Source organism: Aeromonas sp. INTO2 (assembly GCF_049860605.1).
Classification (GTDB): domain Bacteria; phylum Pseudomonadota; class Gammaproteobacteria; order Enterobacterales; family Aeromonadaceae; genus Aeromonas; species Aeromonas caviae.
Map to the genome: position 1 here is coordinate 3,303,343 of NZ_CP187588.1, position 23,645 is coordinate 3,326,987.

The window sequence follows — 23,645 nt, forward strand, 5'->3', positions numbered from 1 at the left end:
GAATCCTGATTTGAATGCAATAAGCCACAGCCTACTTTGCAGACTGAGGGGAAAAATAACCAGCTCGAAAATTCGAAAGGATAGACCGATTTGAGGCTGAACTGTTCAGCCAGACAGAAGTGTGTAAAACGAGGTTGCGAGAATGGCAAAAACCAAAATTATCAATAAATTACAGAGTAATGACAGGAGCATGACAAAACATGCTCCCGTCAAGATTAACCCTATACACCCGCCCAGAGGATGATAGCCAACAGCTGTGGCGAGATGATCCGCAGGAACATCACCAGCGGGTAGACAGTGGCGTATGAGAGCGCACTGGCGCCACTGGTCGGGTGCATGGCGTTGGCAAAGGCCAGCGCGGGAGGGTCTGTCATGGAGCCGGCCAGCAAGCCGCACAGGGTCAGATAGTTCATCTTGCCGTAGAGGCGCGCCAGCACACCGACCACCAGCAGCGGGATCAGGGTAATCGCCATACCGTAGAGCATCCAGGCTGGGCCATCACCGTTGATCAGGGTGTCGATGAAACCGGCCCCGGACTTGAACCCCACCACCGCCAGGAAGAGCACTATGCCTATTTCCCGCAGCGCCAGGTTGGCGCTCGGCGGCATGAACCAGTAGAGCTTGCCGATGCTGCCGATACGAGACAGGATGAGCGCCACCACCAGCGGTCCCCCTGCCAGCCCCAGCTTGAGCGCCGCCGGGAATCCCGGCAGGTAGAAGGGAATGGATCCGAGCAATACCCCCAACCCGATGCCGATGAAGACGGGCAGCATCTGCACCTGTTGCAGTTTCTGCTGCACGTTGCCCACCACGCTGGTGACCGCCTCGATGGCATCGAGCCGCCCCACCAGGTTCAGGATGTCACCGAACTGCAGACTGGTCTGACTGGTCGGCACCAGCTCGATGCCGGCCCGATTCAGGCGCGAGATGACCACATCGTATTTCTGCTTGATGTCGAGATCGCGGATCCGCTTGCCGAGCACCTGCTCATTGGTGACCACCACCCGCTCGACCCGCAGATCGGTCCCGCGGGTGGAGAGGGAGGTGTCTACCTCCTCTCCAAGCACCAGCAGCACCTTGTGCAGGGCATGGCGCTCCCCCACCAGGTGCAGCAGGTCGCCAAGTTCGATGCGCGAGTCGGGCTTTGGCACCATCAGTTCGTCGCCACGCTTGAGTCGGGAGCAGATGACGTCCGCCTCGTCCAGACTCGGGATCTCGCGGAGCATCAGGCCATGCATATTGGGATTGCGCACGGCAATGTTGATGGTTTGCAGACTCTCCTTGGTCTTGCCAGCCTGCTGCTCGAAAGCGACCGCCTCCTCCTCGATCTTGATGTGGAAGAACATCCGGATGAGCCACATGGTGAGCAGGATGCCGCAGATCCCGAACGGGTAGGCCACCGCATAGCCCATCCCCATCAGGCCGGTGGATCCAGGATCCGCCCCGAGCTCCGCCAGGATCTGCTGGCCAGCCCCCAGGGACGGGGTATTGGTCACGGCCCCGGAAAAGACCCCGAGGATCACCGGCAACGGTACATCGAACAGCTGGTGCAACGCTGCCGCCACCAGGCAGCCGAGCAGAACCAGCAGGGCCGCGAAGCCATTGAGCTTGAGGCCCGAACTGCGCAAGGAGGAGAAGAAGCCGGGACCGACCTGGATGCCTATGGTGTAGACGAACAGGATCAGGCCGAATTCCTGAATAAAATGAAGTGTTTGCTCATCCAGCTTCAACCCGGACAAGCCGGCGAAGTGGCCCACTATGATGCCGCCGAACAGCACCCCGCCAATACCCAAACCCACGCCATAGACCCGCCAGTTTCCCAGCCAGAGCCCCAGCACTGCCACCAGCGACAGCATGCTGATGGAAAGCGCGATCTCACTCATCGTTTGCATCCTTTCCAAACTGAACTGGCACTAGCTTGTCAGCAAACGAAGGGGGCAACTGTGGGGTGCCGCACGAATTCAGGCTTTCATGAGCACAAAAATACCAATTAAGGGTTAGCCATCAGATGTAGCCATAAATGGCCATGAAGTGGCACAGACTGCCCCCCAGCACAAACAGGTGCCAGATGGCGTGGTTGTAGGGAATGCGCTTGGCCACATAGAAGATCACTCCCAGGCTGTAGATGAGACCACCCAGCCCCAGCAGCAGGAGCCCGGTACCATCCAGATGCAGATAGAGCTGGTAGATGACCACCAGCGACAGCCAGCCCAGCATCAGATAGGTAAATAGCGACACCTTCTTGAAGCGATTGATGAAGATCAGTTTGAACACGACCCCCGCCAGGGCCAGCCCCCAGATCACCACCATCAGTCCTTGCGCCAGCGGCGTATCGAGCGCCACCAGCAGGAAGGGGGTATAAGTGCCGGCGATCAGCAGATAGATGGCGCAGTGATCGAACAGCTTGCTCCAGCGTCTGGCCGCCACCGAGCTCACGCTGTGATAGAGCGTCGAGGCGAGATAGAGCAATACCAGGCTGGCACCGTAGACGCCGTAGCTCAGCAGTACCCTGGGCCCCTGATCCCACCCCTTGTGCAGCAGCAAGACCAGTCCCAGTCCGCCCAGCAGCAGCCCCAGCCCATGGCTGAGACGATTCGCCCACTCTTCCCGTGGGGAGTACCCCGTCACATCCATCATTACCTCCAATCCATTACCGGCCCACTCTAGCGGCCGACGTTTCAGGCTACAAGTGTTAGCTGAAAATAAAGGGGCGAGGAGAGGGAGGGCCAGAGATGGCTGTGCCCCCCGCCCCTTTGGTGTATGCTCTGCCGCCGACGCCGCCCATGCGGATGGCCGCGTCTGCCCGACAATCTGGTCTGGAGAACCCGATGAAGCTCACTGAACTGTTTACACAACCGGATCCTGATTTCGGCAAGGCCATGACGGCCCTGCTGGAGCATTTCCATCATTCCGACGACAGTCAGGCCCCCTATCAGCGGGGCAGTTTCACCCACCAGCTCGATCAGTCGTGCATGCCCGCCACCGGCATCTCTCCCCGGGACTATCTGGCACGGCTCGCCACCCTGGTACCCGGGGCATCGCACCTCACCTCTCCCCGCTACATGGGACACATGACGGCACCGCTGCCGGCCTTCACCGCCGAGCTCTCCCGGCTCTTGGTGATGCTCAACCAGAACCCGATGAAGATGGAGTCCTCCCGTTTGCTGAGCTTTCTGGAACGGGAAGTGCTGGCCAAACTGCACCGTCTGGTCTACCGCCAGGACGACGCCTTCTATGCAGCCCAGATGCATGCCAAGGATGCGGCCCTCGGTGTCATGACCAGTGGCGGTACCATCGCCAACGTCACCGCCCTCTGGCTGGCCCGCAACCGGGCCTGTGGCGACAACCTGTTCGCCCTCGCCGAGCAGGGCTATCGCGGCGCCGTCATTCTGGGCTCGCGGCTGATGCACTACTCCTTCGACAAGGGGATGGACCTACTGGGACTCGGAGCTCGCAGCCTCTGGCGTCTCGACACCGACGAGCACAACCGGCTCAGTCTGGCGGCGCTGGAACAGGCCCTTCAACAATGCAGGGAGCAGAAGCTCAAGGTGCTGGCGCTGGTCGGCGTGGCTGGCAGCACGGATTTTGGCTCCGTCGACCCGCTGCCGGAACTGGCCGCCATCGCCCGGCGCGAGCAAATCCACTTCCACGTGGACGCGGCCTGGGGTGGTCCGACCCTCTTCTCGCCCCGCTATCAGGGATTGCTTACGGGGATAGAGCACGCCGATACCGTCACCCTTGACGGTCACAAGCAGTTGCTGGTCCCGCTCGGTACCGGCATGCTGCTCTGCCGCCAACCGGACCTGATGATGACGGTGAAGCGCGAGGCTCCCTACGCCATCCGCGCCACCTCCTTCGATCAGGGGCGCTTCACTCTGGAGGGGACCCGTCCCGCCAACGCGCTCTATCTGGATGCCGCCTTCCAGATGCTGGGACAGCAGGGTTATGCCCAACTCATCGACGCCAACTACGACAGGGCGCGGCGAATGGCTGCGCTCATCGACGCCAGCCCCGCCTTCGAGCTGATGTCGGCACCTGTCATGAACCTGCTCTCCTACCGGTGCATTCCGCCCCACCTGCAAGGTCAGGTACCCGATGTGGCGGCCAACGAACAGATCAATCTCTTCAACGTCGCCCTGCAAAAAGCCCAGCGCGCCGAAGGGCACAGCTTCGTCTCACGCACCCAGCGCGCAGTCTCCCGCTATGGCGAGCAACCGCTCACGCTGCTGCGTGCCGTCCTGCTCAACCCTCTCATCGAGGAAGCAGACATACGCGCATTGCTGGACGATCAGGTGCGCCTTGGCAACCAGATTGCCAGCCAGCTGTTCGAGTAACCCGCCGCCCCGGGAAGGAACTGCCTGCAGAATGGACGGTCTTATTCATTTGCCGTTGTCTGACGGGCAGGTACACTGAGTGAAATTTTGAGGTTAGAGCCCAGCATGAAGCAGTTTATCGAGTTCATCCCCCTGATCGTCTTCTTCGCGGTCTACAAGTTTTACGACATCTACACCGCCACTGGCGCCCTGGTGGTCGTCACCGGCCTGCAACTCCTGTACAGCTGGCTTCGCTATCGCCGGGTCGAGAAGATGCAGTTGTTCACCTTCGTGCTGGTCGGTTTCTTCGGCGGCCTCACCGTCTTCTTCCACGACGATGCCTTCATCAAGTGGAAGGTGACCGTCATCAACATGCTCTTTGCCCTCGCCCTGCTCATCGGCCGCTATGGCTTTGGCAAGAACCTCATCAAGCAGATGCTGGCCAAGGAGCTCCAAGCCCCCGACCGGGTCTGGGACAACGTCAATCTCGGCTGGGTCGGCTTCTTCACCCTGTGCGGTCTGCTCAACCTCTACGTGGCCTTCAACCTCTCCCAGGAGATGTGGGTCAACTTCAAGGTGTTCGGCCTGCTGGGCATGACCCTGGTCTTCACCCTGCTCAGCGGCGTCTATCTCTATCGCCACATGCCGGCCGAGCAGAACGCAGAACAGAAAAAATAACCGCAACCAGAAAGGGATTGTTCCATGTGGTATCTGATCTACTCCGAAGATGTCGCGGGCAGCCTGCCCCAGCGCAAGCTGGCACGCCCTGCCCACCTGGCCCGCCTGCAAGCCTTGCAGGATGAGGGCCGACTGCTGACGGCCGGCCCGAACCCGGCCATCGATGCCGAGGATCCGGCCGATGCGGGCTTCACCGGCAGCACCGTCATCGCCGACTTTGCCAGCCAGGCCGACGCCCAGGCCTGGGCCGATGCGGACCCCTATGTCGCGGCGGGGGTCTACGCCAGGGTGACCATCAAACCTTTCAAGAAAGTCTTCTGAGCCCATCAAGGCTGACAAGAAAAAGGCCGGACACTGTCCGGCCTTTTTGCATCTTCTGACTCATGCCCTGGCCACAAACCAGGGATTGAGGATATCAGGCTTGTTGTAGCAAAGCGGCGAACCATCGAGCCGGGTGACGCTGCCCCCCGCTCCTTCCAGTACCGCCTGAGCTGCCCCCGTATCCCACTCGCAGGTCGGTGCGAGCCGCGGGTAAAGCTCGGCCTCCCCCTCGGCAATGATGCAAAACTTGAGAGAGCTGCCCATGGAGACCAGCTCGATCTCGCCCCGCTCCAGTTCGCCAAAACGGGCCAGATACTCGAGGGTCTCCTGCGACAGGTGATTGCGACTGCCCACCACGCGCCACACTCGCCCAGCGTCATGAGGGCGGGTCTGGATGGTCTCGTGCCTGCCATCGGCCACACGCCAGGCGCCAATCCCCTTGCCCCCATACCAGAGCTTGTCCAGTACCGGGGCATAGACCAGCCCCCAGCGCGGGGTCCCCTGTTCAATCAGGGCGATATTCACCGTGAACTCGCCGTTGCGGGAGACAAACTCCTTGGTGCCATCCAAAGGATCCACCAGCCAGTAGCGGGACCAGCCGAGTCGCGCAACCATCACCTCGGGGGAGGATTCTTCCGACAACACCGGGATATCGGGAGTGAGACGCGCCAGCGCCTGAACGATCACCTCGTGGGCCCCCTTGTCCGCAGCCGTCAGCGGGCTCTCGTCCTGCTTGTACTCCACCGCAAAGGGCTGGCTGTAGATGGACATGATGGCCTCACCGGCGGCGCGGGCGATGGGCTCCAGTTCGGAAATGGCGGGTAGATACATGGAAAAGAGTTCTCGCTCAAAGGGTTGGTCAGTGTAACCGAGTGAGTATCTTCGGCTTATAGCCGTTTGCACTGACTTATACAGTGTCAAAACTGACAGACAAAAAGTGGCGCAACACAGCTAATGATAAATGTGGCACTAACGCCACATAAGGACATGACGATATGAACAAGAAGACCCTGATCGCCGCACTGCTGCTGGGCTGCCTCCCCCTGTTGAGCCAACCTCTGCTGGCCGCCGACAAGGCGGCGACCAAGCCTGTGGCCACCACCCAAGTCAAGGAAAGCGGCAAGATCAATCTCAATACCGCCAGTGCCAGCGAGCTCACCGCCCTGAAAGGCATTGGCGAGAAGAAGGCACAGGCCATCATCGACCACAGGGAGAAGCAGGGCAAGTTCACCTCCGTCGATCAACTGGCGGACGTCAGTGGCATCGGACCTGCCACGCTGGAAGCAAACCGGGACATGATTATCGTCAAGTAACCGGTTTGAATCCCTATCATCCCGAGGGCAGCCTGTGGCTGCCCTATTTTTCTTCGGGTATCATGAGCCCACTTTGTATCTTCGGACTCACTCCATGAAAAAGACACCGCTCGTTGTTCGCAAGGCCGTTCTCCCCGTTGCCGGTCTGGGTACCCGCATGCTGCCCGCCACCAAGGCCATCCCCAAGGAGATGCTGCCCGTGGTCGACAAGCCGCTGATCCAGTATGTGGTGCGCGAAGCCATCGCCGCCGGCATCAAGGAGATCATCCTGGTGACCCATTCAAGCAAGAACTCCATCGAGAACCACTTCGACAAAAGCTTCGAGCTGGAGGCGACCCTGGAGAAGCGGGTCAAGCGCCAACTGCTGGAAGAGGTTCAGCACATCTGTCCCAAAGACGTCACCATCATGCACGTGCGTCAAGGGGAAGCAAAAGGCCTGGGCCATGCAGTACTGTGTGCCCGCCCCCTCATCGGGGATCAACCCTTCGCCGTTCTGCTGCCGGATGTGCTCATCGACGAGGTGGCCAGCGATCTGAAGCAGGACAACCTGGCGGAGATGGTGCATCTGTTCGAAGAGGAGCAGATCAGCCAGATCATGGTGGAAGCCGTCCCCGAGAGCGAAGTGGACAAATACGGCATCGCCGACATCAAGGGGGAAGCCCTGAGCGAAGGCATGTCCCTGCCGATGCAGGCCATCGTCGAGAAGCCGCCCCGGGATGAAGCCCCGTCCAACCTGGCCGTGGTCGGTCGCTATGTGCTCTCGGCCAATATCTGGCCCTTGCTGGAAAAAACCCCGGCCGGCGCCGGCGACGAGATCCAGCTGACCGATGCCATCGCCATGCTGATGGAAAAGGAGCAGGTCAATGCCTACTTCATGAAGGGACGCAGCCACGATTGCGGCAGCAAGCTCGGTTATATGAAGGCCAATGTGGAATACGCCGTGCGCCATCGGGAACTCAGCAAAGATTTCACCAGCTGGCTGAAACAGTTTGCCAAAGAGCTGTAATCTCTGAATATTTACAAGATAAGCAGTATAAAAAACTGGGCATCATTCGATGCCCTTTTTCATTTTATAAACAAATATTCAACCATTGATAGATAAAATATCGCTAAATCATAATATTGTAATTTAAAGTCGCTTGTTCTATAAGGATTAAGGCTTGTTCCTAGCCCTTGCATAAAATTTCTAAAAAAATATAAGACACAGGTGGAAGTTCCAATGAATAACCCGTCCAAAGGGACCTTTTTAGGTCACCCTAAAGGGCTTTTTTTGCTCTTTAGTACCGAACTGTGGGAGAGATTCTCCTATTACGGCATGCGTGCCGTGCTCGTCCTCTATCTGACCGACCTGACCGCCAACGGTGGCATGGGCTGGACCCAGGCCGACGCCCTCAAGCTGTACGGCATCTATACCGGTCTGGTCTACATCACCCCCGTCATCGGCGGCTGGCTCGCCGATACCTTCCTGGGCCAGCGCCGTGCCATCCTGTTCGGTGCCGTGCTGATGGCCGCCGGCCAGTTTACCCTGGCACTGCCTCACGCCATGTTCCCTGACATGGTCAACACCGTCTTCTATGCCGGCCTTGGCTTGCTGATCGTGGGCAACGGCCTGTTCAAACCGAACATCTCCACCATGGTGGGTGACCTGTATAAAGAAGGGGATCACCGTCGTGACGGCGCCTTCACCATCTTCTACATGGGCATCAACCTGGGCTCCCTGCTGGCCGGCGTGATCTGCGGCGCCGCCGCCACCGCCTATGGCTGGCAAGCCGCCTTCGTCAGCGCCGGTATCGGCATGCTGCTCTCCCTGGTTGTGCAGGCCACCATGGCCCAGCGTTTCCTTGGCGACATCGGCCGTGTGCCCGCCGCCCAGCGTGCCGCCCTGCAACGCTCCAAGGAGCAAAAAGCGCCCCTGACCAAACAGGAAGTGGATCGCATCAAGGTGATCCTGGTACTGGGCCTGTTCACCATCATCTTCTGGGCCGGCTTCGAGCAGGCCGGTGGTCTGATGAACCTGTATGCCCAGGAGTATACCGACCGCATGATCGGCAGCTTCGAAGTGCCGACAGCCTGGTTCCAGTCCCTGAACCCCTTCTTCATCATCACCCTGGCCCCTGTCGTGGCCGCCATCTGGATCAAGCTCGGCAAGAAAGAGCCGAACTCCCCGGTGAAATTCGCCATGGGCCTGCTGTTCCTGGCCGTCGGCTTCCTGTTCATGATCGGTGCCGTGCTGGAGCAAGGTGGTGATCAGGCTGTCAAGACCTCCATGTTCTGGTTGGTCGGTGCCTACCTGTTCCATACCCTGGGTGAGCTCTGCCTCTCCCCCATCGGTCTCTCCATGGTGACCAAGCTGGCTCCGCTGCGCCTGGCCTCCCTGATGATGGGTGCCTGGTTCGGTTTCGTGGCCCTGGCCAACTATGCCGCCGGCTTCATCGGATCCTTCGTCGGCGAATCCGGCGCCATGGCCATCTTCGGTGGCATCGCACTGGCCGCCGTGATCAGCGCCCTCATCCTGCTGACCATGGCCAACCGCTTGGTCTACTGGATGCACGGTGCCGAAGGCCCGGCCAAAGAGCCCGAAGAACAAGAGCAGAAACTGCAGTCTGCGACCGTTTGACCGGTCAGGACAGCAGAGACCAAACAGGGCGCCCATGGGCGCCCTGTTTGCATGTGTTCACTTCACGGCGTCAGTGGTGACGAACCTGCATCGTCAGGGCGCTGCCGCTGTCACTGCGAAACTGCAGATCAAAGGGCTCGTGCCAGCTTCGCCTGTGCAACGTGTAGCGACTGCTGCGCATCAAGCCGAGCGGCAACCCCCCTGCACGCATCAACCAGTGAGGTGAGGTGAGCCCGGCATTTGCAAAAAGCAGCCCATCCTCCTGATCGAACAGCAGGGCCGCCATGGCAAAGGAGTGACGCAGGCCCGACTCCAGCAGTTGCAGATTGAGGTAATCCAGCAATCGGTGTGGCTGGGTCAACAGCAGGCTCTCTTGTTGCTGGTATTGGCGATAGGGGCCGTTCATCAGGGATCGCACCAAGGCACCACAGAAGGCCGCATCCACACCGAGGATGGGCAATTCCATCACCAGTACCAGCAGCTTGTCGTCCAGTTTGAAGGTATCCGGGATGAAGAGATTGCCCATGCCGGCAAAGGTGACCTGCCAGGGCCCCCAATCCTGCATGCCAGGGGGGGCCAACCAGGCGAGCAGCCGGCTGCTCGCCAGATCGTGGCCACGGAAGAAGTCGATGTGCTCCATCAGCTCCAGTTGCTGGCTCTGATGCCCGAGGTTTGTCAGGCATTGCTCGATGCTGCGGCGGATCTGCTCATAGTCATTCACCGGTTTGATGAAGAAGTCCCTGGCCCCCGCCCGCAGCGCACGCTCGATCGCAGCCATCTGATCCTGACCGGAGATGACGATGACGGGCACCTGTGGATAGCGGGCGGTGAGGCAGGCAATCACCTCATGGCCATCCATGTTCGGCATGTTCAGATCACACAACACCACATCGGGGTGATAGAGCGCTGCGGCAGAGAGCCCCTCAATCCCGTCTTCTGCCTGAAAGACGCAGGCCCCGTCGTGCTCGAGATAAGATACCAGTGAGTGGCGAAAAACCGCTTCGTCTTCTACCACCAAGATCCGTAGTCCGGCTTTTGACATCTTGACAAAGCTCTTATTAGTCAAATGGTTATTTGAGCATTAAGACTAGATCATGGGCGCTGGATACCGCCACACAATATTGTCGAGCAGCGAGCCGGGCTGGCCTTGGTATCTGCCAAGCGTTTGAAATGGTCCGACTATTTTGATCGCCCCCTTGCGCAGAGATGGTCGGCAACCGTCGCCCGGCAGCCGTTATCTCGCAGGTCGGCACCATGAATTGTATGAGGCACCGCCATGAGGGATAATGCCCTCCACTCCAGATCGTGAAGCAGACCATGACGCCAGCCGAATACAGCGCCCTCGCCCATCCCAGACTCTCCCATCCGGCCCGCAGCCTCTATACCCTGCAACTGCGCCGCTTGGTGCTGGAAAATCGGCTGGCCCGACTCAACTATCCCGAGCTTGGCCGGGCACTGGCTGTCGTCGATCCGGGCAATCCCGGTGGTTTCAGCTATCAGGTCAACGCTCGCCAGCTGACCGAACTGCTCGACGAGCTGATGGAGGCCGAACTGCTTCAGGTCGAGGCCCAGGCTGACAGTGAGCACTACCACCAGTGCCCTTTCCAGTTGCCGTTGCTGAGCCAGCGGGTGCGCAGCCCTCTGCCGGCACGCCCGTTCCAGATGCACCTGCAGTGGCGTCCGGACGAAGAACTGCCTGCTCTCGCACGCCTGTGCGGGGTGATCGATGCCAGCTACAGCGAAGAGGATCTCGGGGAGTTCATCGCCTACTGGCTCGGCCGCCCCGAGGTGTTCGACTCCCAGCACCAGTGGATGTTGAAATTTATTCGGGCCCTCAAGAGTCGGCGCTACGCCCGCCGCCCGGCGACCGTGGTCACCGGGTACCAGCAGGTCGCGCCAGCCCCGGTAGAGGCTGGCCCGAGCCGCCGGGCGCAAGAGATGATCTATGAGGCCAAACGGCTGGCACAAGCTCAGGAGCCGGAGAATGATTGATACCAGGCGGCCACGAAGTGCACTATTGACCCCCTGCCCATCCAGCCACAGCCCTAGCAGAAGGAGAATTCCATGACAGATCCGCACGACCCGATGCGCCAGGCACTGGAAGAGATCGAGGCCAAACGCCAGAAAATCGCCAAGGCGAGACAGGAGCAACGGGCTCATGATCCCGAGCTCAAGCGTCACGTCAGCAGCCTGCAGCAACGTATTCTCCGACTGCGGGCCGCAACCGGCGGCAGCCAGTACGACTACGAGACCCTGCGCAAGGAGTACGACGCCAAGGCCAATGCCGAAGTGCGCGAGTTGCAGAAGGCCGCCCGCCAGGAGCGGATCCAGAAGCTGATCGCCCAGGCCGACCTCAATCCGGACTGGATCTTCGACAAGATGGATTCCGGTGACCCGGCCCTGCAATACCCCATCGAGACAGCCCGCTACTTCATCAGCGGTTTCGAGCACTGGGAGAAGAGCGGCGGGGGCTGCATGCTGATCTACGGCGATTACGGCACCGGCAAATCCACCCTGGCGGGTGCCGTGGCCCACGAGTTGATCGCGCGCCACCAGAAGTCGGTGATCTTCCAGCAGTGGGCCTCCATCGTGGACAGGCTCTTCTTCAACGTCATCCAGGATCAGGAGGAGCGCAACCAGTACCGCCGCGCCCTGGAAGAGGTGGACCTGCTGATCATCGACGAGGTGGCAGCCAACCGCGCCAAGATGGCCGAGAGTCAGTCCAGCTTCCTCGGCCACCTGCTGCGCCGTCGTCGCAACCTGTCCAAAAGCGTCATCATCATCACCAACCACAGCCCCCAGAGCCTGCATCAGGCCATCGGTGATTTCAGCTATGAGGCGATCAAGGCGTTCAATCCGGTGGACATCCACCTGAGCGGACCCAGCCGCCGTCCCAGCATCGGCCATTACAACGGTTGATCCCGTCGGGCCGGCGTCCCTGATGTCCGGCCCTTCATATCCCCTGCACCTCACAAATAAAAACCACTCTCATTTACAGAGAGCCATCCAGGCTCTAAATAGCTGATCCTAATTTCGCTCCAGTTGCATAAGCCCATGTCCATTACCGGGGAACGGGGCGGCATGATCCAGGAAGTAGAACACGCGACGTAATAACTCACCCAATGTGCGGCATTGGTGGTTCCGGGTGATCGTTTCATGGAGGGCATGCCACAGCCGCTCAATCTGGTTCACCCATGGCGAATACACCGGCTGAAAAAGCACGATGAACTTCGGATTTTTTGCCAGCCATCGCTGTGCTTTTTTGCTCTTGTGGATGATGTAGTTATCCAGGATCAGCGTGATGCTCTTGGCGCGCCGATAAGTCCGCTTTAGTGTTTGGAGCAGTGACAAGAACAAGTCCGTGTCTTTGCTATCGCTCGCCACATAGGTCACGTTACCTGTTCCGGCATGCAGGGCGCCAGCGAGGTAATGTTTGCGATTCTGGCCCGGAGTTGCCACTTTCTTCTGCTTCCCTCGCATCATCCAGTCCGCCCCCAGCTTGGGATTTAGGTGGATATCCACCTCATCTTCATAGAACACGGGATGGTCCGCACTGCAGCGTCCCAAGGCCTCATTGATAGCGGCCATTTTCCGCTCTTTATGGGGATCGCGGATGTGCAAAGTGGGCGCGGCCCGGCGCCAGACAATCCCTAGCCTGGGCAGCCATCGCCGTATTGTTGAAGCATGCAATGTCAGGCGCCAACTCCGTTTGAGTTCAAGCGCCATCAGTTCGGTACTCCAACGCGAGCGCTGATATCCGAGCTCCTGTGGAGACAACTGGATCAACAGCTGTAATAGACCCGAGATGTGAGCAAATGGCAGCACCGGCTTGCGCCCCCGAGGCTCGCTTTCAAGCCCCTCCAGACCGTACAAGGTGTACCAGTTCACCCAGCGATTGATCGATGACCGGGCGGCGGCTGTGAGCCGAGAAACAGCCGAGACACTGTGCCCGTCAGCAAGGAGCAAGATGGCGTTGAGCCTCCGGCAGAGATCTTTATCTTTGGTCCGGTGCATCTTGTTGATGATCCGGCGTCGCTCATCATGGTCGGGGAGTGTTAGTATCATTTCGGGCTCGGCTCGTTTGTCGTTTGATTGGTTTGGCGATTAATCAGATCGCACAAACGACGCCGAGTTCCCTTCTTTCCCGGATAAGTGATCTACATTTCGGAACGGTTATTTAGGCTTGCTCTTTTGTTCGAGAGGGCCTGTCATGCCAACCACACTCATCTTCGGTGCCAGTCGAGGACTGGGCCGCGCCTTCACCGACCACGCACTGCAACTGGGCCACAGGGTCGTTGCCCTGGTGCGCCATGCCGACATGGCCAGCGAGCTGCATACCCTGGGAGTCGAGGTCGTCATCGGGGATGCCCTGGACCCCCAGGCCGTGGCCCAGGCTTGTCGCTTGGCGGACAGGGATGCCCGGGTAGTCTCCACCCTCGGCGGCTTTCGCCAGAGTGCACCGGTGGATTATCAGGGCAACCGCCATGTGATCGACGAGATGGAGCACGCCGGGCTCAGCCGCCTGCTGCTGGTCACCTCCCTCGGTTGTGGCGACAGCTGGCAATACCTGCCCGAACGGGCTCGCGCCGCCTTCGGACACGAGGTACGCCTCAAGAGCCTGGCGGAAAGCTGGCTGCAGACAAGCACCCTTGAGTGGACCATTTTACGCCCCGCAGGGTTGCAGGATGGGGAGCCCACGGGTCAGGCCATCCTGAGCCAGGGGCAGGAGAGGCATGGCCTGGTCAGGCGCCAGGATGTGGCTATACGGGGTTTGCAACTGCTCACCGACCAGGAGGCGTGCGGCCAGATCTATGCCATCGGCGATTCGGGTCTGAATCAGCCATGATCCCTGTGAATGGCAACACGGTCAGCCCAATGGCTGACCGTGTAGTTGCAAGGGGCCTAGTCGGTGGAAGACGCTGTCGTCCCATCATCCGGCCCCGTTGCAGGGCACGGTTGACGCCATCGGAGCAACCAGCACGCCAGAGCGCCATACAGCAGCGCCAGTCCCCACAACTGCCACCAGTAGCGGGAGACCTGGGCAAAGTCGGCCCCCATCTGATTGAGGCGCAGGAATCCCTCGATGGCCGGCGTGCTCGGGGCCCACTGGGCCAGCCAGTTGAGGGGAGCCGGGATGAGCTCAATGGGCCAGATAAAGCCGGCCAGGAAGACCAGCGGCAAAGAGGAGACAAGCACTACCTGGGTCGGCAGATCACGGCGGGTGAACAAGGCGCCGAGCACGATCCCGAGCCAGGTGGTGGCCAGCAGGAACGGCAGAGTAAAGAGCCAGAGTTCGCCGGGTACAGCGGTGCGGGCAATACCGTAGTGATCGAAGCAGAAGCCGAAGAAGTAGGTCACCGGAAGGACGAAAAGAGTCCCCACCACCAGGGTGCGGGCCAGCAACAAGGCCGGCACGGGGGCATGTTGCCAGTAGCCTGACTCGCCACGGCGGCTGCGCTGGTTCTGGGTCGCCCCCAGGATGCCGGTCCCCATCAGCAACACCTGATGCAGGATCAGCACGAATACCGCAGGCACCACGTAGTTCACATAGCCCATGGTGGAGTTGAATACCGGCAGCACATTGAGGGCCACCGCGTTCCAGCCCATGGCGGCCTGGGGCAGCGCCTCGCCCTGGCTCAGCAGCCTGGCCACCTTCACCTGGGCGGCGAGCGTGCCCCCCGCCTGGGCCAGCCCTTCGGCAATGGTGCCATAGACCAGGAAGTAAGAGGCATCCCCGGCATAACCCAGGGTCACGCTCCTGCCCAGCATCAGGTCCCGATAGAAGTGGCGGGGAATGTGCAAAATGCCGCTCGCCTTGCCGGTCAGCATCATCTGGCGGGCCTCGTCGAGCGAACCGGCACGGGCCACCAGTTTCACCTGCGCCGTGGCATCGGCCATGAACTCCAGCTGGCGGGAGAGCTGGCTGCCATCCTCGTTGACCACCACCACGGGCTCTTCCCTGGGCAATTGGTGCAGGTAGGGCTGGGGGTAGAGGAAGGAGTAGAAGAAGACGCCGCCAAACAGGGTCAGCATGATGGCGCGATCCGCCAAGAGGGTGCGCAGCTCAAGGCGCATCAGATCCCAGAATCCCATCATGGCCTGGACTCCTCATGGGGTAGCGCGCCCGACGGCGTCCGGTAGCGGTGTACCACCAGCAGCAGGGGCAGCAGAAACAGCAGTAGGGCCCCGAGCTGGGGCAGGGCCGCCGTCAACGGTTGACCGTAGTTGGTTTGCCCGATCTGCAGCTCCACATAGTGGGAGATGGGCAGCAGGCTGCGCCAGAACTGGGCCACATCCCCCATGGCGCTGACCGGAAAGGTGACCCCCATAAAGGCGAAACCGGGAGCCGTGTAAGCCCCCGCCAGCGACAGAGCGCGCGCCGGATCCCGGATGATGGCGTAGAAGAAGGCCCCCATGGTGACGCAAGCGGCTGACGCCAGTCCCAGCCCCGCCGTCAGCACCAGCCAACTGCCTTGCATGGGGTACCCAAGCCCCTTGAACAGCAGCAGACTCCACGCCAGACCCCACCCCCAGCCGATGAGCACATGGGGCAGCAGGGTACGCCAGAGGCCGAACCAGGCCCCTCTGGTGGTCCAGTCCAACCCGAGGCGATCGGTGCGGGCCAGGGCGTTCAGGCCATAGAGCACCACCAGGATCTGCCACACCGCAGGCAGCAGGGCGCTCAGCAGAAACTGGGCGTAGCTGGAATTGATGTTGTAGAGCGCGGTAACCTGGCTCGCAATGGGTACGGATTGTCCCAGGGCACCGGGCAGCGTCTTGCCGTCGGCCATGGCCTCCAACACCCCTACCTGGCCATTGAGAGTTCCCACCACCTGGGCCAGTGCGGAGTTGACCAGCTTGGCAATCAGGATGAACTGGCCATTGTTGAACACGGCCACCCTGGGTTGCGTCCCCTCGCGGGCATCCCGCTCCAGGTGATGGGGGATCACCACCAGGGCATAGATGTCCCCCCCTCGCAGTGCCCTGGCCCCTGCGTCGATGGAATCAAACTGCTGGGCGACCTTGAGCCCGGCGGAGCCATCGAGAGAGAACGCCAGTTGTCGGGAGAGGGTGCTGCGATCCAGATCCACCAGACCGACCTTGAGATCCCGCGCCAGGCCGGCTGAAAAGATCCAGCACAGGATCCCTATCAGCAGCAAGGGGACCCAGCTCGCCAGCGCCCGGCCGAACGGGTCCTGCCAGAGCAACCGCCATTCGCGTCCCATCAGAGCTCGACCAGCACGCTCATGCCGACCCGCAGCCCGTCAACCGGCTGCAAGGGGCGCGCTTCCACCTGGAAGCTTTTCATGTCGAACCCCTGGCGGGTGTCGGTGGCACGCCAGGTGGCGAAATCCCCCATCACGGCCACATGGGTCACCTTGAAGCGCACCAGCTGATCCCCCAGGCCGGGAATACGGGCATCAAACTCGGTACCGACCGGGAACCTTGGCAAGAGGTCCTCACGGACATGGAACTGGGCCCAGGCATCCTTCATGTCGAGCAAGGTCACCACGGGGAAGCCCTGGGGAGCCAGCTCGCCGCTACGCAACAGCACCTGGGCAACTTCCCCCTCGTGTGGGCTGGCGATGCGGGTATCGGCCAGATAGGCTTCCACTTCCGCCACTCCGCCAGCCGCCATCTTGGCCTGCTCGCGGGCCGCTATCTTGGTCTCTTCCCGCGCCCCTTCCAGCGCCATCTGGTATTGCTGCCAGGCCATGCCCTCGCTGTACTTCGCCGCCTGCCAGGCCGTCCAGGCCTCGTCACGCTTTTGCAGCGACATCACGCCATCCCGATGCAGGCTGGCAATGCGCTCGTAGGTTTTGCCATGAAGCAGGGCAGCCGCCTTGGCCTGTTGCCACTGATCCTTGGCGGCCGCGATCTGCTGCACTCGCGCCCCCTTCTCGGCCTCTTCGGCCATGGCACCCGCCGCGGCCTGCCCGGCCTTGGCCTGACTCAGCTTGGCCTCGATCTCCGGGCTCGCCAGAGTGAACGCCAGTTGGCCCCTGGCCAGTTGATCCCCCTTCTTCACCAGCACCTCGTCGATGCGGCCCGCCACCTTGGAAGAGACCGAATACTGCTGCGCCTCTATCTGCCCCTGCAGACGCACCGGCTCCGGCTGATAGGCCAGCCAGAAGCGCCAGCCCAGCCAGAGCACAAGCAATACCAGCGCCAGTGGCAGCAGCCAGGGCTTGCCCTGGCTCATCTTCTTCTTGATGGGGGGATGACTCATGAATTCACCTCGGCAAACGGGCGACCCTTGACGGTCGAAACGGACATGAATAACGGAATGGAAGAGCGCGCGATCATGAGTTCACCTCGATCGCCTGACCATGCTGATACTGGTTGAAACTGTTCATCTGACCGGAGAGTGCCAACAGGCGGGCCAGGGAGATCACGTATTGATAGGCGGCGGCGGCGCGCTGGGTCTTGACCCCGGCAAGCTGGGTCTGGGCATCGACCACATCGAGGGAAGTGGAGAGCCCCTGACCGAATGCCTTGTCACGCAACCGCACGTTCTCCTCGGCCAGCGCCTGGGTCGAGGAGAGAGAGTGATACTCCTCCAGTCCCTGGGCAGCCTCGCGCCAGGTCTTCTCGACCAGCAGCTCCAGATCCTGGCGGGTCTTGGCTTGCAGCAGGTTGACCTGGAGTTCGGCGCTCTTGGCCGCCTGGACCGTCTCGGAGCGGCCATCACGACTCACCAGCGGCATGCTGACCCCGACCCCGACCAGCCAGTCCGGTGTGGTCTTGGAGACAATGGAATCATCTTCATAGAGGTTGTAGTTGCCGAACAGGAAGAGCTCGGGGGCGTACTTGCCCTTCTCCAGCTTGATCATCCCCTGGGCCTGCTCCTTCTTGGCCGTCAACAGCTTGAGACCGGGATGCACCGACAGGGTCTCCTCCACGAAGGGAGACAAGGCTGGCATCCCTTCGTTGATGAAGAGGGCGGTATTGGGCTCAGCCTGCTTGAGCTTGAGCATGTGGCCGAGCGCCAGCTGGGCGATCTCCAGGCTGCGCCTGGCCTTCTGGGTATCGATGCGTGCCCTGTCATAGGCAGACTGGGCCGAGAGGCGCTCCACCTTGGCGATCTGCCCCTGGGCTTCGAGCTTCTTGGCATGATCCAGATGGTGTGCCAGTCCCTGCTCGATCTCCTGCTTGGTCTGCACCACCTGCGCCGCCAGCACCACCCCGAAGTAGGTCTGGGAGAGGCTCTCGAAGGTGGACTGCTGTTTGAGCACCAGCAACTGCTCAGCCTCGCTCACCTGGGCCTGACGAATATCCTGGGCCGCATCGATGCGCCCGCCGGTAAAGAGCGGCCATAACATCTTGACCGAACTGGTCACCACGTTCTGCTTGGTGAGGGGGGTGACGAAATCGCTCGGGCTGAGGTTGAGTGCCTGCATCACGGGCCCCAGCACCTTGCCGAATTCCGGATGATTGGCGATGGGGTTGAGATCCAGCATGTCCAGCTCCATCGGCTGATCGAGATGGGTATAGCTGGCCCCCACATCCACCTTGGGCAGGTACATGGCCTTGGCCGCCTCCCGCAGTTGCTGGGCCCTCTCCACCCCGGCCTGCTCTGCCGCCAAGCCGTCATCCTGCTGGATGACCCGGCTCCAGGCCTCGGTAAAGCTGACCGTCTGCGCCTGGGCCGACCCCAGCACGACACCCAGCAGGCATGGGCAGAGCGATTTGATGAACTTTGCCGTCATACATCCCCGATCCGTTTGTAATGAAATTGTGTAGAGCCTTTGCTCAATTCAGGCCCGCTATCATAGCCTAAACCGGCTTGAGAGGGAGACTCACAAATCACCATCCCCCTCACTCGCGCCCCCCTGACCATGGTCACAGACAATATGTCCGATTTTCAAGCACTCCTGAATTTGCAAGCCTTGGCGCGACGTTTTTTTCAGAAAAAAATGGCTGACGCTCAAATACTAACCTTTTCTCCTGACTAAAAAATGCGTAATATACGCCGCCCTAAGCCGATGGTAACCGTGGAATGCAGATAGGTCCCCACACGCTTGAAACTCCCCTGATCGTGGCCCCCATGGCCGGTGTAACAGACCGACCATTTCGTGAACTTTGTTTACGTTTGGGAGCCGGTATGGCCGTTTCCGAGATGCTGCTGGCCAACCCGGATGTCTGGGATACCCAGAAAACCCGGATGAGAATGGATCACTCTGCTGAAGGCGGCTTGCGATCGGTCCAGATTGCCGGTGCCGACCCCGAGATGATGGCGTTTGCTGCCCGCTACAACGTGGAGCAGGGCGCTCAGATCGTCGACATCAACATGGGATGTCCGGCAAAAAAAGTGAATAAGAAGCTGGCAGGTTCCGCCCTGCTGCGTCAGCCAGACCTGGTCAGATCCATCTGCCGGGCCGTGGTGGATGCGGTGGAAGTACCTGTCACCTTGAAGATCCGCACAGGATGGGATCCGGATAACCGCAATGGCGAGGAGATCGCCCGAATCGCCGAAGATTGCGGTATCGCGGCCCTTGCCGTGCATGGTCGTACCCGTGCCTGCCTCTACAAGGGCGAAGCGGAGTACGACACTATCAGGGCGATTAAGCAGGCCGTATCGATTCCTGTTGTCGCCAATGGCGACATCGATAGCCCGGAGAAAGCCCGGTATGTCCTCGACTATACCGGTGTCGACGCCGTGATGATCGGCCGTGCTGCGCAAGGACGACCCTGGATTTTCCGGGAAATCCGCCATTTTCTTGAAACGGGCACCAAGCTGCCGCCTCCCGACAGGGAAGAGGTTCGCACCCTGATGAACGAGCATGTCACCAATCTGCACCAGTTTTACGGTGCCTATCTGGGAGCGCGCATTGCCCGTAAACACGTGGGCTGGTATCTGGATGAAGAAGAGGCGGGCCGAGAATTCCGTAAGCACTTCAATGCCCTGGATTGTGCAGACGCACAACTCGAGGCACTCGAAGCGTATTTCGATGGATTAGGTTAACGCATAACTAAAGAGCCGACCGAATATGTTCGAACAAACCCTGACTTCTGATGCATTGGTAACAACTACTCACAATCACGCTGCCGAGCCGACCCAACGCCCCCTGCGTGACTCTGTGCAACAGGCCCTGCGTAACTACCTGGCCCAGTTGAACGGTCAGGAAGTGATTGATCTGTACGATATGGTTCTCTCCGAAGTCGAAGCTCCCATGCTGGACGTGATCATGCAGTACACCCGTGGCAACCAGACTCGCGCCGCCGTGATGATGGGCATCAACCGCGGTACCCTGCGCAAGAAACTCAAGCGTTACGGCATGAACTAAGCCATAACAACTAAGCTATTGAAAACAAAAGCACTTTCATTTTAATGAAAGTGCTTTTTTAGTTTTGAACCCACATTTGAACCCACATATGTAGAGCTAGGCATCTATGTTGCCCCACCCCCCCTTTAAGGTCGTACTGATTACTGTCTTTGAGCCACAGCCTCCAGTCCTCCTGATTTTTTGGCCACTCCATAGAACAGCAGAGGGCTAAAAAGCCCTCTGCTGTTGTTTCTGTTTAGCTGTACGAGCCTCGGTTAACTCGTCATCTCATGCTCTTGCATCAAACCCGCAATGCTCCGACCCAACTCGATATCGTCATGGGGGATCAGTAAGTAACGCCATTGCTTGCCAGAATGCTGGCTTGCATAGTCGTTAGCGTACTTGCACCAGCGAACCGCAGCCCGAGCTTTCGCTTGCACATCTGGGGTTGATACCTCGGTTGCCTTTTTGGGCTCGATCAACAAACAGGCGTCTTTAGTCTCCACCACGAAATCAGGCTCATAGTTCTGCCCATTGGCATACTCGATCCGGAACTGCCCGTGGGCAGGCTTCATCCACTTAAGCACGCTTGCATCCCCTTCGAGGATCTGCGCCAGGCGCCACTCACCATCGACAGAATCAAACTTTTGGTACGGATAACAGCATTTGCTAAAGCCTGTGAACAGCATCTGGCGAACCCTACTCTTCTCTCCTGCCTGGATGGGAGAGCGGAAGTCACGAGGCTGTTCGTTATGGGCATAGTTGAAGGTGGCTGGGCGTAATACATCAAACCCTTTAGTAACGTGGCCAACGTAATCGGTTGGTGTCGTCCACATATGCTGTTTCATCTGCACCCAGATAAAGTCTGCCAGTTGCCGTCCCTGCGTTTTGAGCAGAACCTCTACCTCTTCATCATTCAGGTAGGTTTGCAAATGCGCAACCATTTGCCCTGCAAGGCGGTAAAGCAATCCCGCATGCTCGTCATAGTCAATTTCGTCATGATCGAAGAGATAATGAACCAGGTAGTTTTCCAGCCGCTCCTCTGACATGCCGCTTTGCGCCCAACTGATGGTGCTGGAGCTGTTGTCCTGCAGATTTTGCAGCAGAATCTCCTGACTACTTGGCCGCATCGCAATGCTGTCTAACCGACCCAACTCAAACTCTGCAAAACCATAGTTCACATCACGGGTCGGCAGGATCACTATCTGGGGAATGTCGATAGTGTGTTCTGCTACTTTTTCAGAAATCTGGCCAACTAACTTCGCAATACTCTTCTCATCCAACTCACGCGGAGCAATTGGAGCAGGGGAAGACATACCGGTCAGCTCTGGTTGAATGGCTGGGCTGGAGATAGGTGGTGATATCTCCTTCATTACCTGCTGAACCTTGCGGGTAACGCTTTGTAGCACTTCAGGTGTCATCAACTCTTTGCTGCTTCCAAGACGCTTGGCTTCATCGCTGATGATCCTGACAGTGATCTCGGCAACTTGCCGCTGAGCCTCAGTTGCGAGAACCGGTGGAGGATTACCCGTGTGTATACTGTTGCCCTGGTATGGTGGAGCAAAGCCCTCCTTGACTTGATGGCCCTGGCCATCAGTAGGAGTTAGTCCCAGTAGCGTATCGGCCTGCGATGGCACGATCACTTGATTGGGCTTATGTTCCGGGATCCCGTCATCGTCATCATCGGCACCGATGAAGAGTGTTTTCTTGATGATAGAGTCTTCTTGGTTGGAACGGTCAATGATCTCTTGAAACCGGTCATGGGCAATGATCGTCAAGCGATCCACTGCCTCGATCCCTGTTCGTTTCCCATAGGGCAGACGCAAGCCCCGGCCAATCGTCTGCTCGGTCAGGATCTCGGAAGCAGACGCACGCAGCGGCACGATGGTGTAGAGGTTGGTGACATCCCAGCCTTCTTTGAGCTTGTTAACGTGGATGACGATCTCGGTGTTCTTGTCATGCTCAACTGCTAACAGGCGCTGGGTGTTTTCGTCAGATTCCTGGCCTGTTTGGTTGGAATGGACGGTAATCACCTTACCCTTATAGGCACCCTGGAAAAACTCGCTGTCTTCTATACGGGCCTTGATGGCTTCGGCGTGGATGGTATCTTGCGCGACCACCAACATAAAGGGTTTAACCAGTGGCCTACCGGTATTATTGGCGTAGCTGGCCAGCTCAGTCTTGACGTATTCATGATGGTGAATACCATCTTCCAGCTTGATGGTTTCAAGCTGCAGCTCGCTGTAACTGCTGGCTTTAAAATCTTTGCGAGTCGCCACTGCCGGGGTCTTGATGTAACCATCATTAAGCGCTCGGGCAAGCGGATAGTGATAGACAATGTTCTTGAAATCCCTTGGCTTAGCCCCAGTGGTTTTCGGGGTTGCCGTCAACTCGATACCCAGCACCGGCTTGAGGTCATTGATTGCCGTTGCCCCAGAATCGGCATAGTAGCGGTGAGCCTCATCCATCAAGACCACCAAGTCAGGCAGGTCGGCCAGGTAGTTGAAGTAGGAGTCGCCAATATACTCCTGAAGGCGGCGTATTTTTGCCTGCTTGGACTTCTCTGCCCCCTTCTTGTTATCCAGGGCATTGATCTTGGAGACATTAAAAATGTTGATATGCGGCGCTGTCTCGAGTGCAAACATATCACCCGTGGCACTCATTGTTTGAACCTGATCCAGGCGAACGCCACGCCCCTCCTGATAGTCATCACCGGTGATCAATACCGGCGGAGTTTGGGCCAGTTCGGGGATACCCTGAAACACATACTTGGGTGAACCGGGCAGGAAATCCTGCTTGAGCTTTTCATAGATTGTCAGGTTCGGGGCCAAGACAAAGAAATGGTGGCTACGCCCGGTCAGATAGAGCCATGCAATCATGGCTCCCATCAGGCGGGTCTTACCAACACCGGTTGCCAGAGCAAAGCAGAGCGAAGGGAAGTCTCGCTCAAAACTCTTGAATGGCAGCTTCTCGGTTTTAAGGAGATCAATCCAGCACTGTAAATCAGGCTCTTTCTCCAGCTTCAGCTGTTCTAACAAGCGGCAGAGGATCGCGAGCGATTCACTCTGCGGCTTGCGCAGGGAGAGACGCGCTCCGATTTGTTTGGCGATAGTGGTCCCGTTGCTCATTGTCTTTC

The 23,645-nt window shown here is 59.2% G+C and carries 21 protein-coding genes; 11 read left to right on the plus strand and 10 right to left on the minus strand.

Going from position 1 to position 23,645, the window contains the following annotated elements:
* Window positions 1–221 precede the first annotated feature (221 nt).
* Window positions 222–1,883, minus strand: coding sequence for a putative transporter (locus ACPW74_RS15550; RefSeq protein WP_111896789.1), 1,662 nt, complete (start codon window positions 1,881–1,883; stop codon window positions 222–224).
* Between the two features lie 121 nt (window positions 1,884–2,004).
* Window positions 2,005–2,637 (minus strand): PAQR family membrane homeostasis protein TrhA, encoded by a 633-nt coding sequence (gene trhA, locus ACPW74_RS15555; RefSeq protein WP_039041319.1) that lies wholly within the window; start codon window positions 2,635–2,637, stop codon window positions 2,005–2,007.
* Window positions 2,638–2,828: 191 nt separating this feature from the next.
* Between trhA and ACPW74_RS15560 the strand changes: the two genes are divergently transcribed.
* From ACPW74_RS15560 to ACPW74_RS15570, 3 genes are all read left to right on the plus strand, one after another.
* Window positions 2,829–4,334 (plus strand): aminotransferase class V-fold PLP-dependent enzyme, encoded by a 1,506-nt coding sequence (locus tag ACPW74_RS15560; protein WP_111896790.1) that lies wholly within the window; start codon window positions 2,829–2,831, stop codon window positions 4,332–4,334.
* Window positions 4,335–4,439: 105 nt separating this feature from the next.
* The gene (locus tag ACPW74_RS15565) at window positions 4,440–4,991 is read left to right on the plus strand and encodes a septation protein A (protein ID WP_039041321.1); all 552 of its coding nucleotides are present in this window, start codon (window positions 4,440–4,442) and stop codon (window positions 4,989–4,991) included.
* 24 nt (window positions 4,992–5,015) lie between these two features.
* Window positions 5,016–5,312: a YciI family protein gene (locus ACPW74_RS15570; protein ID WP_010675539.1), complete on the plus strand. Its 297-nt coding sequence runs from the start codon at window positions 5,016–5,018 to the stop codon at window positions 5,310–5,312.
* Window positions 5,313–5,372: 60 nt separating this feature from the next.
* Here ACPW74_RS15570 and cysQ read toward each other — a convergent pair whose 3' ends face one another.
* Window positions 5,373–6,143, minus strand: coding sequence for a 3'(2'),5'-bisphosphate nucleotidase CysQ (gene cysQ, locus ACPW74_RS15575; RefSeq protein WP_111896791.1), 771 nt, complete (start codon window positions 6,141–6,143; stop codon window positions 5,373–5,375).
* A gap of 164 nt (window positions 6,144–6,307) precedes the next feature.
* Between cysQ and ACPW74_RS15580 the strand changes: the two genes are divergently transcribed.
* From ACPW74_RS15580 to ACPW74_RS15590, 3 genes are all read left to right on the plus strand, one after another.
* Window positions 6,308–6,625: a ComEA family DNA-binding protein gene (locus ACPW74_RS15580; protein ID WP_043156043.1), complete on the plus strand. Its 318-nt coding sequence runs from the start codon at window positions 6,308–6,310 to the stop codon at window positions 6,623–6,625.
* Window positions 6,626–6,719: 94 nt separating this feature from the next.
* Window positions 6,720–7,631: a UTP--glucose-1-phosphate uridylyltransferase GalU gene (gene galU, locus ACPW74_RS15585; protein WP_111896792.1), complete on the plus strand. Its 912-nt coding sequence runs from the start codon at window positions 6,720–6,722 to the stop codon at window positions 7,629–7,631.
* Window positions 7,632–7,844: 213 nt separating this feature from the next.
* Window positions 7,845–9,242, plus strand: coding sequence for a peptide MFS transporter (locus ACPW74_RS15590; protein WP_052815577.1), 1,398 nt, complete (start codon window positions 7,845–7,847; stop codon window positions 9,240–9,242).
* A gap of 70 nt (window positions 9,243–9,312) precedes the next feature.
* On the opposite strand, the gene ACPW74_RS15595 is transcribed toward ACPW74_RS15590, so the two are convergent.
* The gene (locus ACPW74_RS15595) at window positions 9,313–10,284 is read right to left on the minus strand and encodes a response regulator (protein ID WP_111896793.1); all 972 of its coding nucleotides are present in this window, start codon (window positions 10,282–10,284) and stop codon (window positions 9,313–9,315) included.
* Window positions 10,285–10,559: 275 nt separating this feature from the next.
* Here ACPW74_RS15595 and ACPW74_RS15600 point away from each other — a divergent pair, with 275 nt between their 5' ends.
* Both ACPW74_RS15600 and ACPW74_RS15605 read left to right on the plus strand, forming a co-directional pair.
* On the plus strand, window positions 10,560–11,234 hold the full coding sequence (locus tag ACPW74_RS15600) for a DnaT-like ssDNA-binding domain-containing protein (RefSeq protein ID WP_111896795.1): 675 nt from the start codon (window positions 10,560–10,562) through the stop codon (window positions 11,232–11,234).
* A 72-nt stretch (window positions 11,235–11,306) separates the two neighbouring features.
* On the plus strand, window positions 11,307–12,161 hold the full coding sequence (locus ACPW74_RS15605) for a DnaA ATPase domain-containing protein (protein ID WP_010675546.1): 855 nt from the start codon (window positions 11,307–11,309) through the stop codon (window positions 12,159–12,161).
* A gap of 108 nt (window positions 12,162–12,269) precedes the next feature.
* Here the strand turns inward: ACPW74_RS15605 and ACPW74_RS15610 are convergent, their stop codons facing one another.
* Window positions 12,270–13,307, minus strand: a complete 1,038-nt coding sequence (locus ACPW74_RS15610; RefSeq protein WP_041206064.1) for an IS630-like element ISAeme16 family transposase — start codon at window positions 13,305–13,307, stop codon at window positions 12,270–12,272.
* 145 nt (window positions 13,308–13,452) lie between these two features.
* Between ACPW74_RS15610 and ACPW74_RS15615 the strand changes: the two genes are divergently transcribed.
* Window positions 13,453–14,088 carry an SDR family oxidoreductase gene (locus ACPW74_RS15615; protein ID WP_111897035.1) on the plus strand — a complete coding sequence of 212 codons (636 nt, stop codon included), beginning with the start codon at window positions 13,453–13,455 and terminating at the stop codon, window positions 14,086–14,088.
* 56 nt (window positions 14,089–14,144) lie between these two features.
* Here the strand turns inward: ACPW74_RS15615 and ACPW74_RS15620 are convergent, their stop codons facing one another.
* The 4 genes from ACPW74_RS15620 to ACPW74_RS15635 form a co-directional block, all read right to left on the minus strand.
* A complete protein-coding gene (locus tag ACPW74_RS15620; protein ID WP_362777306.1) occupies window positions 14,145–15,338 on the minus strand; it encodes an ABC transporter permease in 1,194 nt (397 codons plus the stop codon).
* Entirely contained in the window at window positions 15,335–16,468 is a 1,134-nt protein-coding gene (locus tag ACPW74_RS15625; protein ID WP_257707661.1) for an ABC transporter permease, read from the minus strand. The genes ACPW74_RS15620 and ACPW74_RS15625 overlap by 4 nt, the downstream gene beginning before the upstream one ends.
* Window positions 16,468–17,472 (minus strand): HlyD family secretion protein, encoded by a 1,005-nt coding sequence (locus tag ACPW74_RS15630; RefSeq protein ID WP_080767988.1) that lies wholly within the window; start codon window positions 17,470–17,472, stop codon window positions 16,468–16,470. The genes ACPW74_RS15625 and ACPW74_RS15630 overlap by 1 nt, the downstream gene beginning before the upstream one ends.
* Window positions 17,473–17,545: 73 nt before the next feature.
* Window positions 17,546–18,952 (minus strand): TolC family protein, encoded by a 1,407-nt coding sequence (locus tag ACPW74_RS15635; RefSeq protein WP_010675551.1) that lies wholly within the window; start codon window positions 18,950–18,952, stop codon window positions 17,546–17,548.
* 290 nt (window positions 18,953–19,242) lie between these two features.
* Between ACPW74_RS15635 and dusB the strand changes: the two genes are divergently transcribed.
* Window positions 19,243–20,208 (plus strand): tRNA dihydrouridine synthase DusB, encoded by a 966-nt coding sequence (gene dusB, locus ACPW74_RS15640; protein WP_010675552.1) that lies wholly within the window; start codon window positions 19,243–19,245, stop codon window positions 20,206–20,208.
* A 25-nt stretch (window positions 20,209–20,233) separates the two neighbouring features.
* Window positions 20,234–20,530, plus strand: a complete 297-nt coding sequence (fis, locus tag ACPW74_RS15645) for a DNA-binding transcriptional regulator Fis (protein WP_005309538.1) — start codon at window positions 20,234–20,236, stop codon at window positions 20,528–20,530.
* A 254-nt stretch (window positions 20,531–20,784) separates the two neighbouring features.
* On the opposite strand, the gene ACPW74_RS15650 is transcribed toward fis, so the two are convergent.
* Entirely contained in the window at window positions 20,785–23,637 is a 2,853-nt protein-coding gene (locus ACPW74_RS15650) for a DEAD/DEAH box helicase (RefSeq protein WP_408791963.1), read from the minus strand.
* Window positions 23,638–23,645 lie beyond the last annotated feature (8 nt).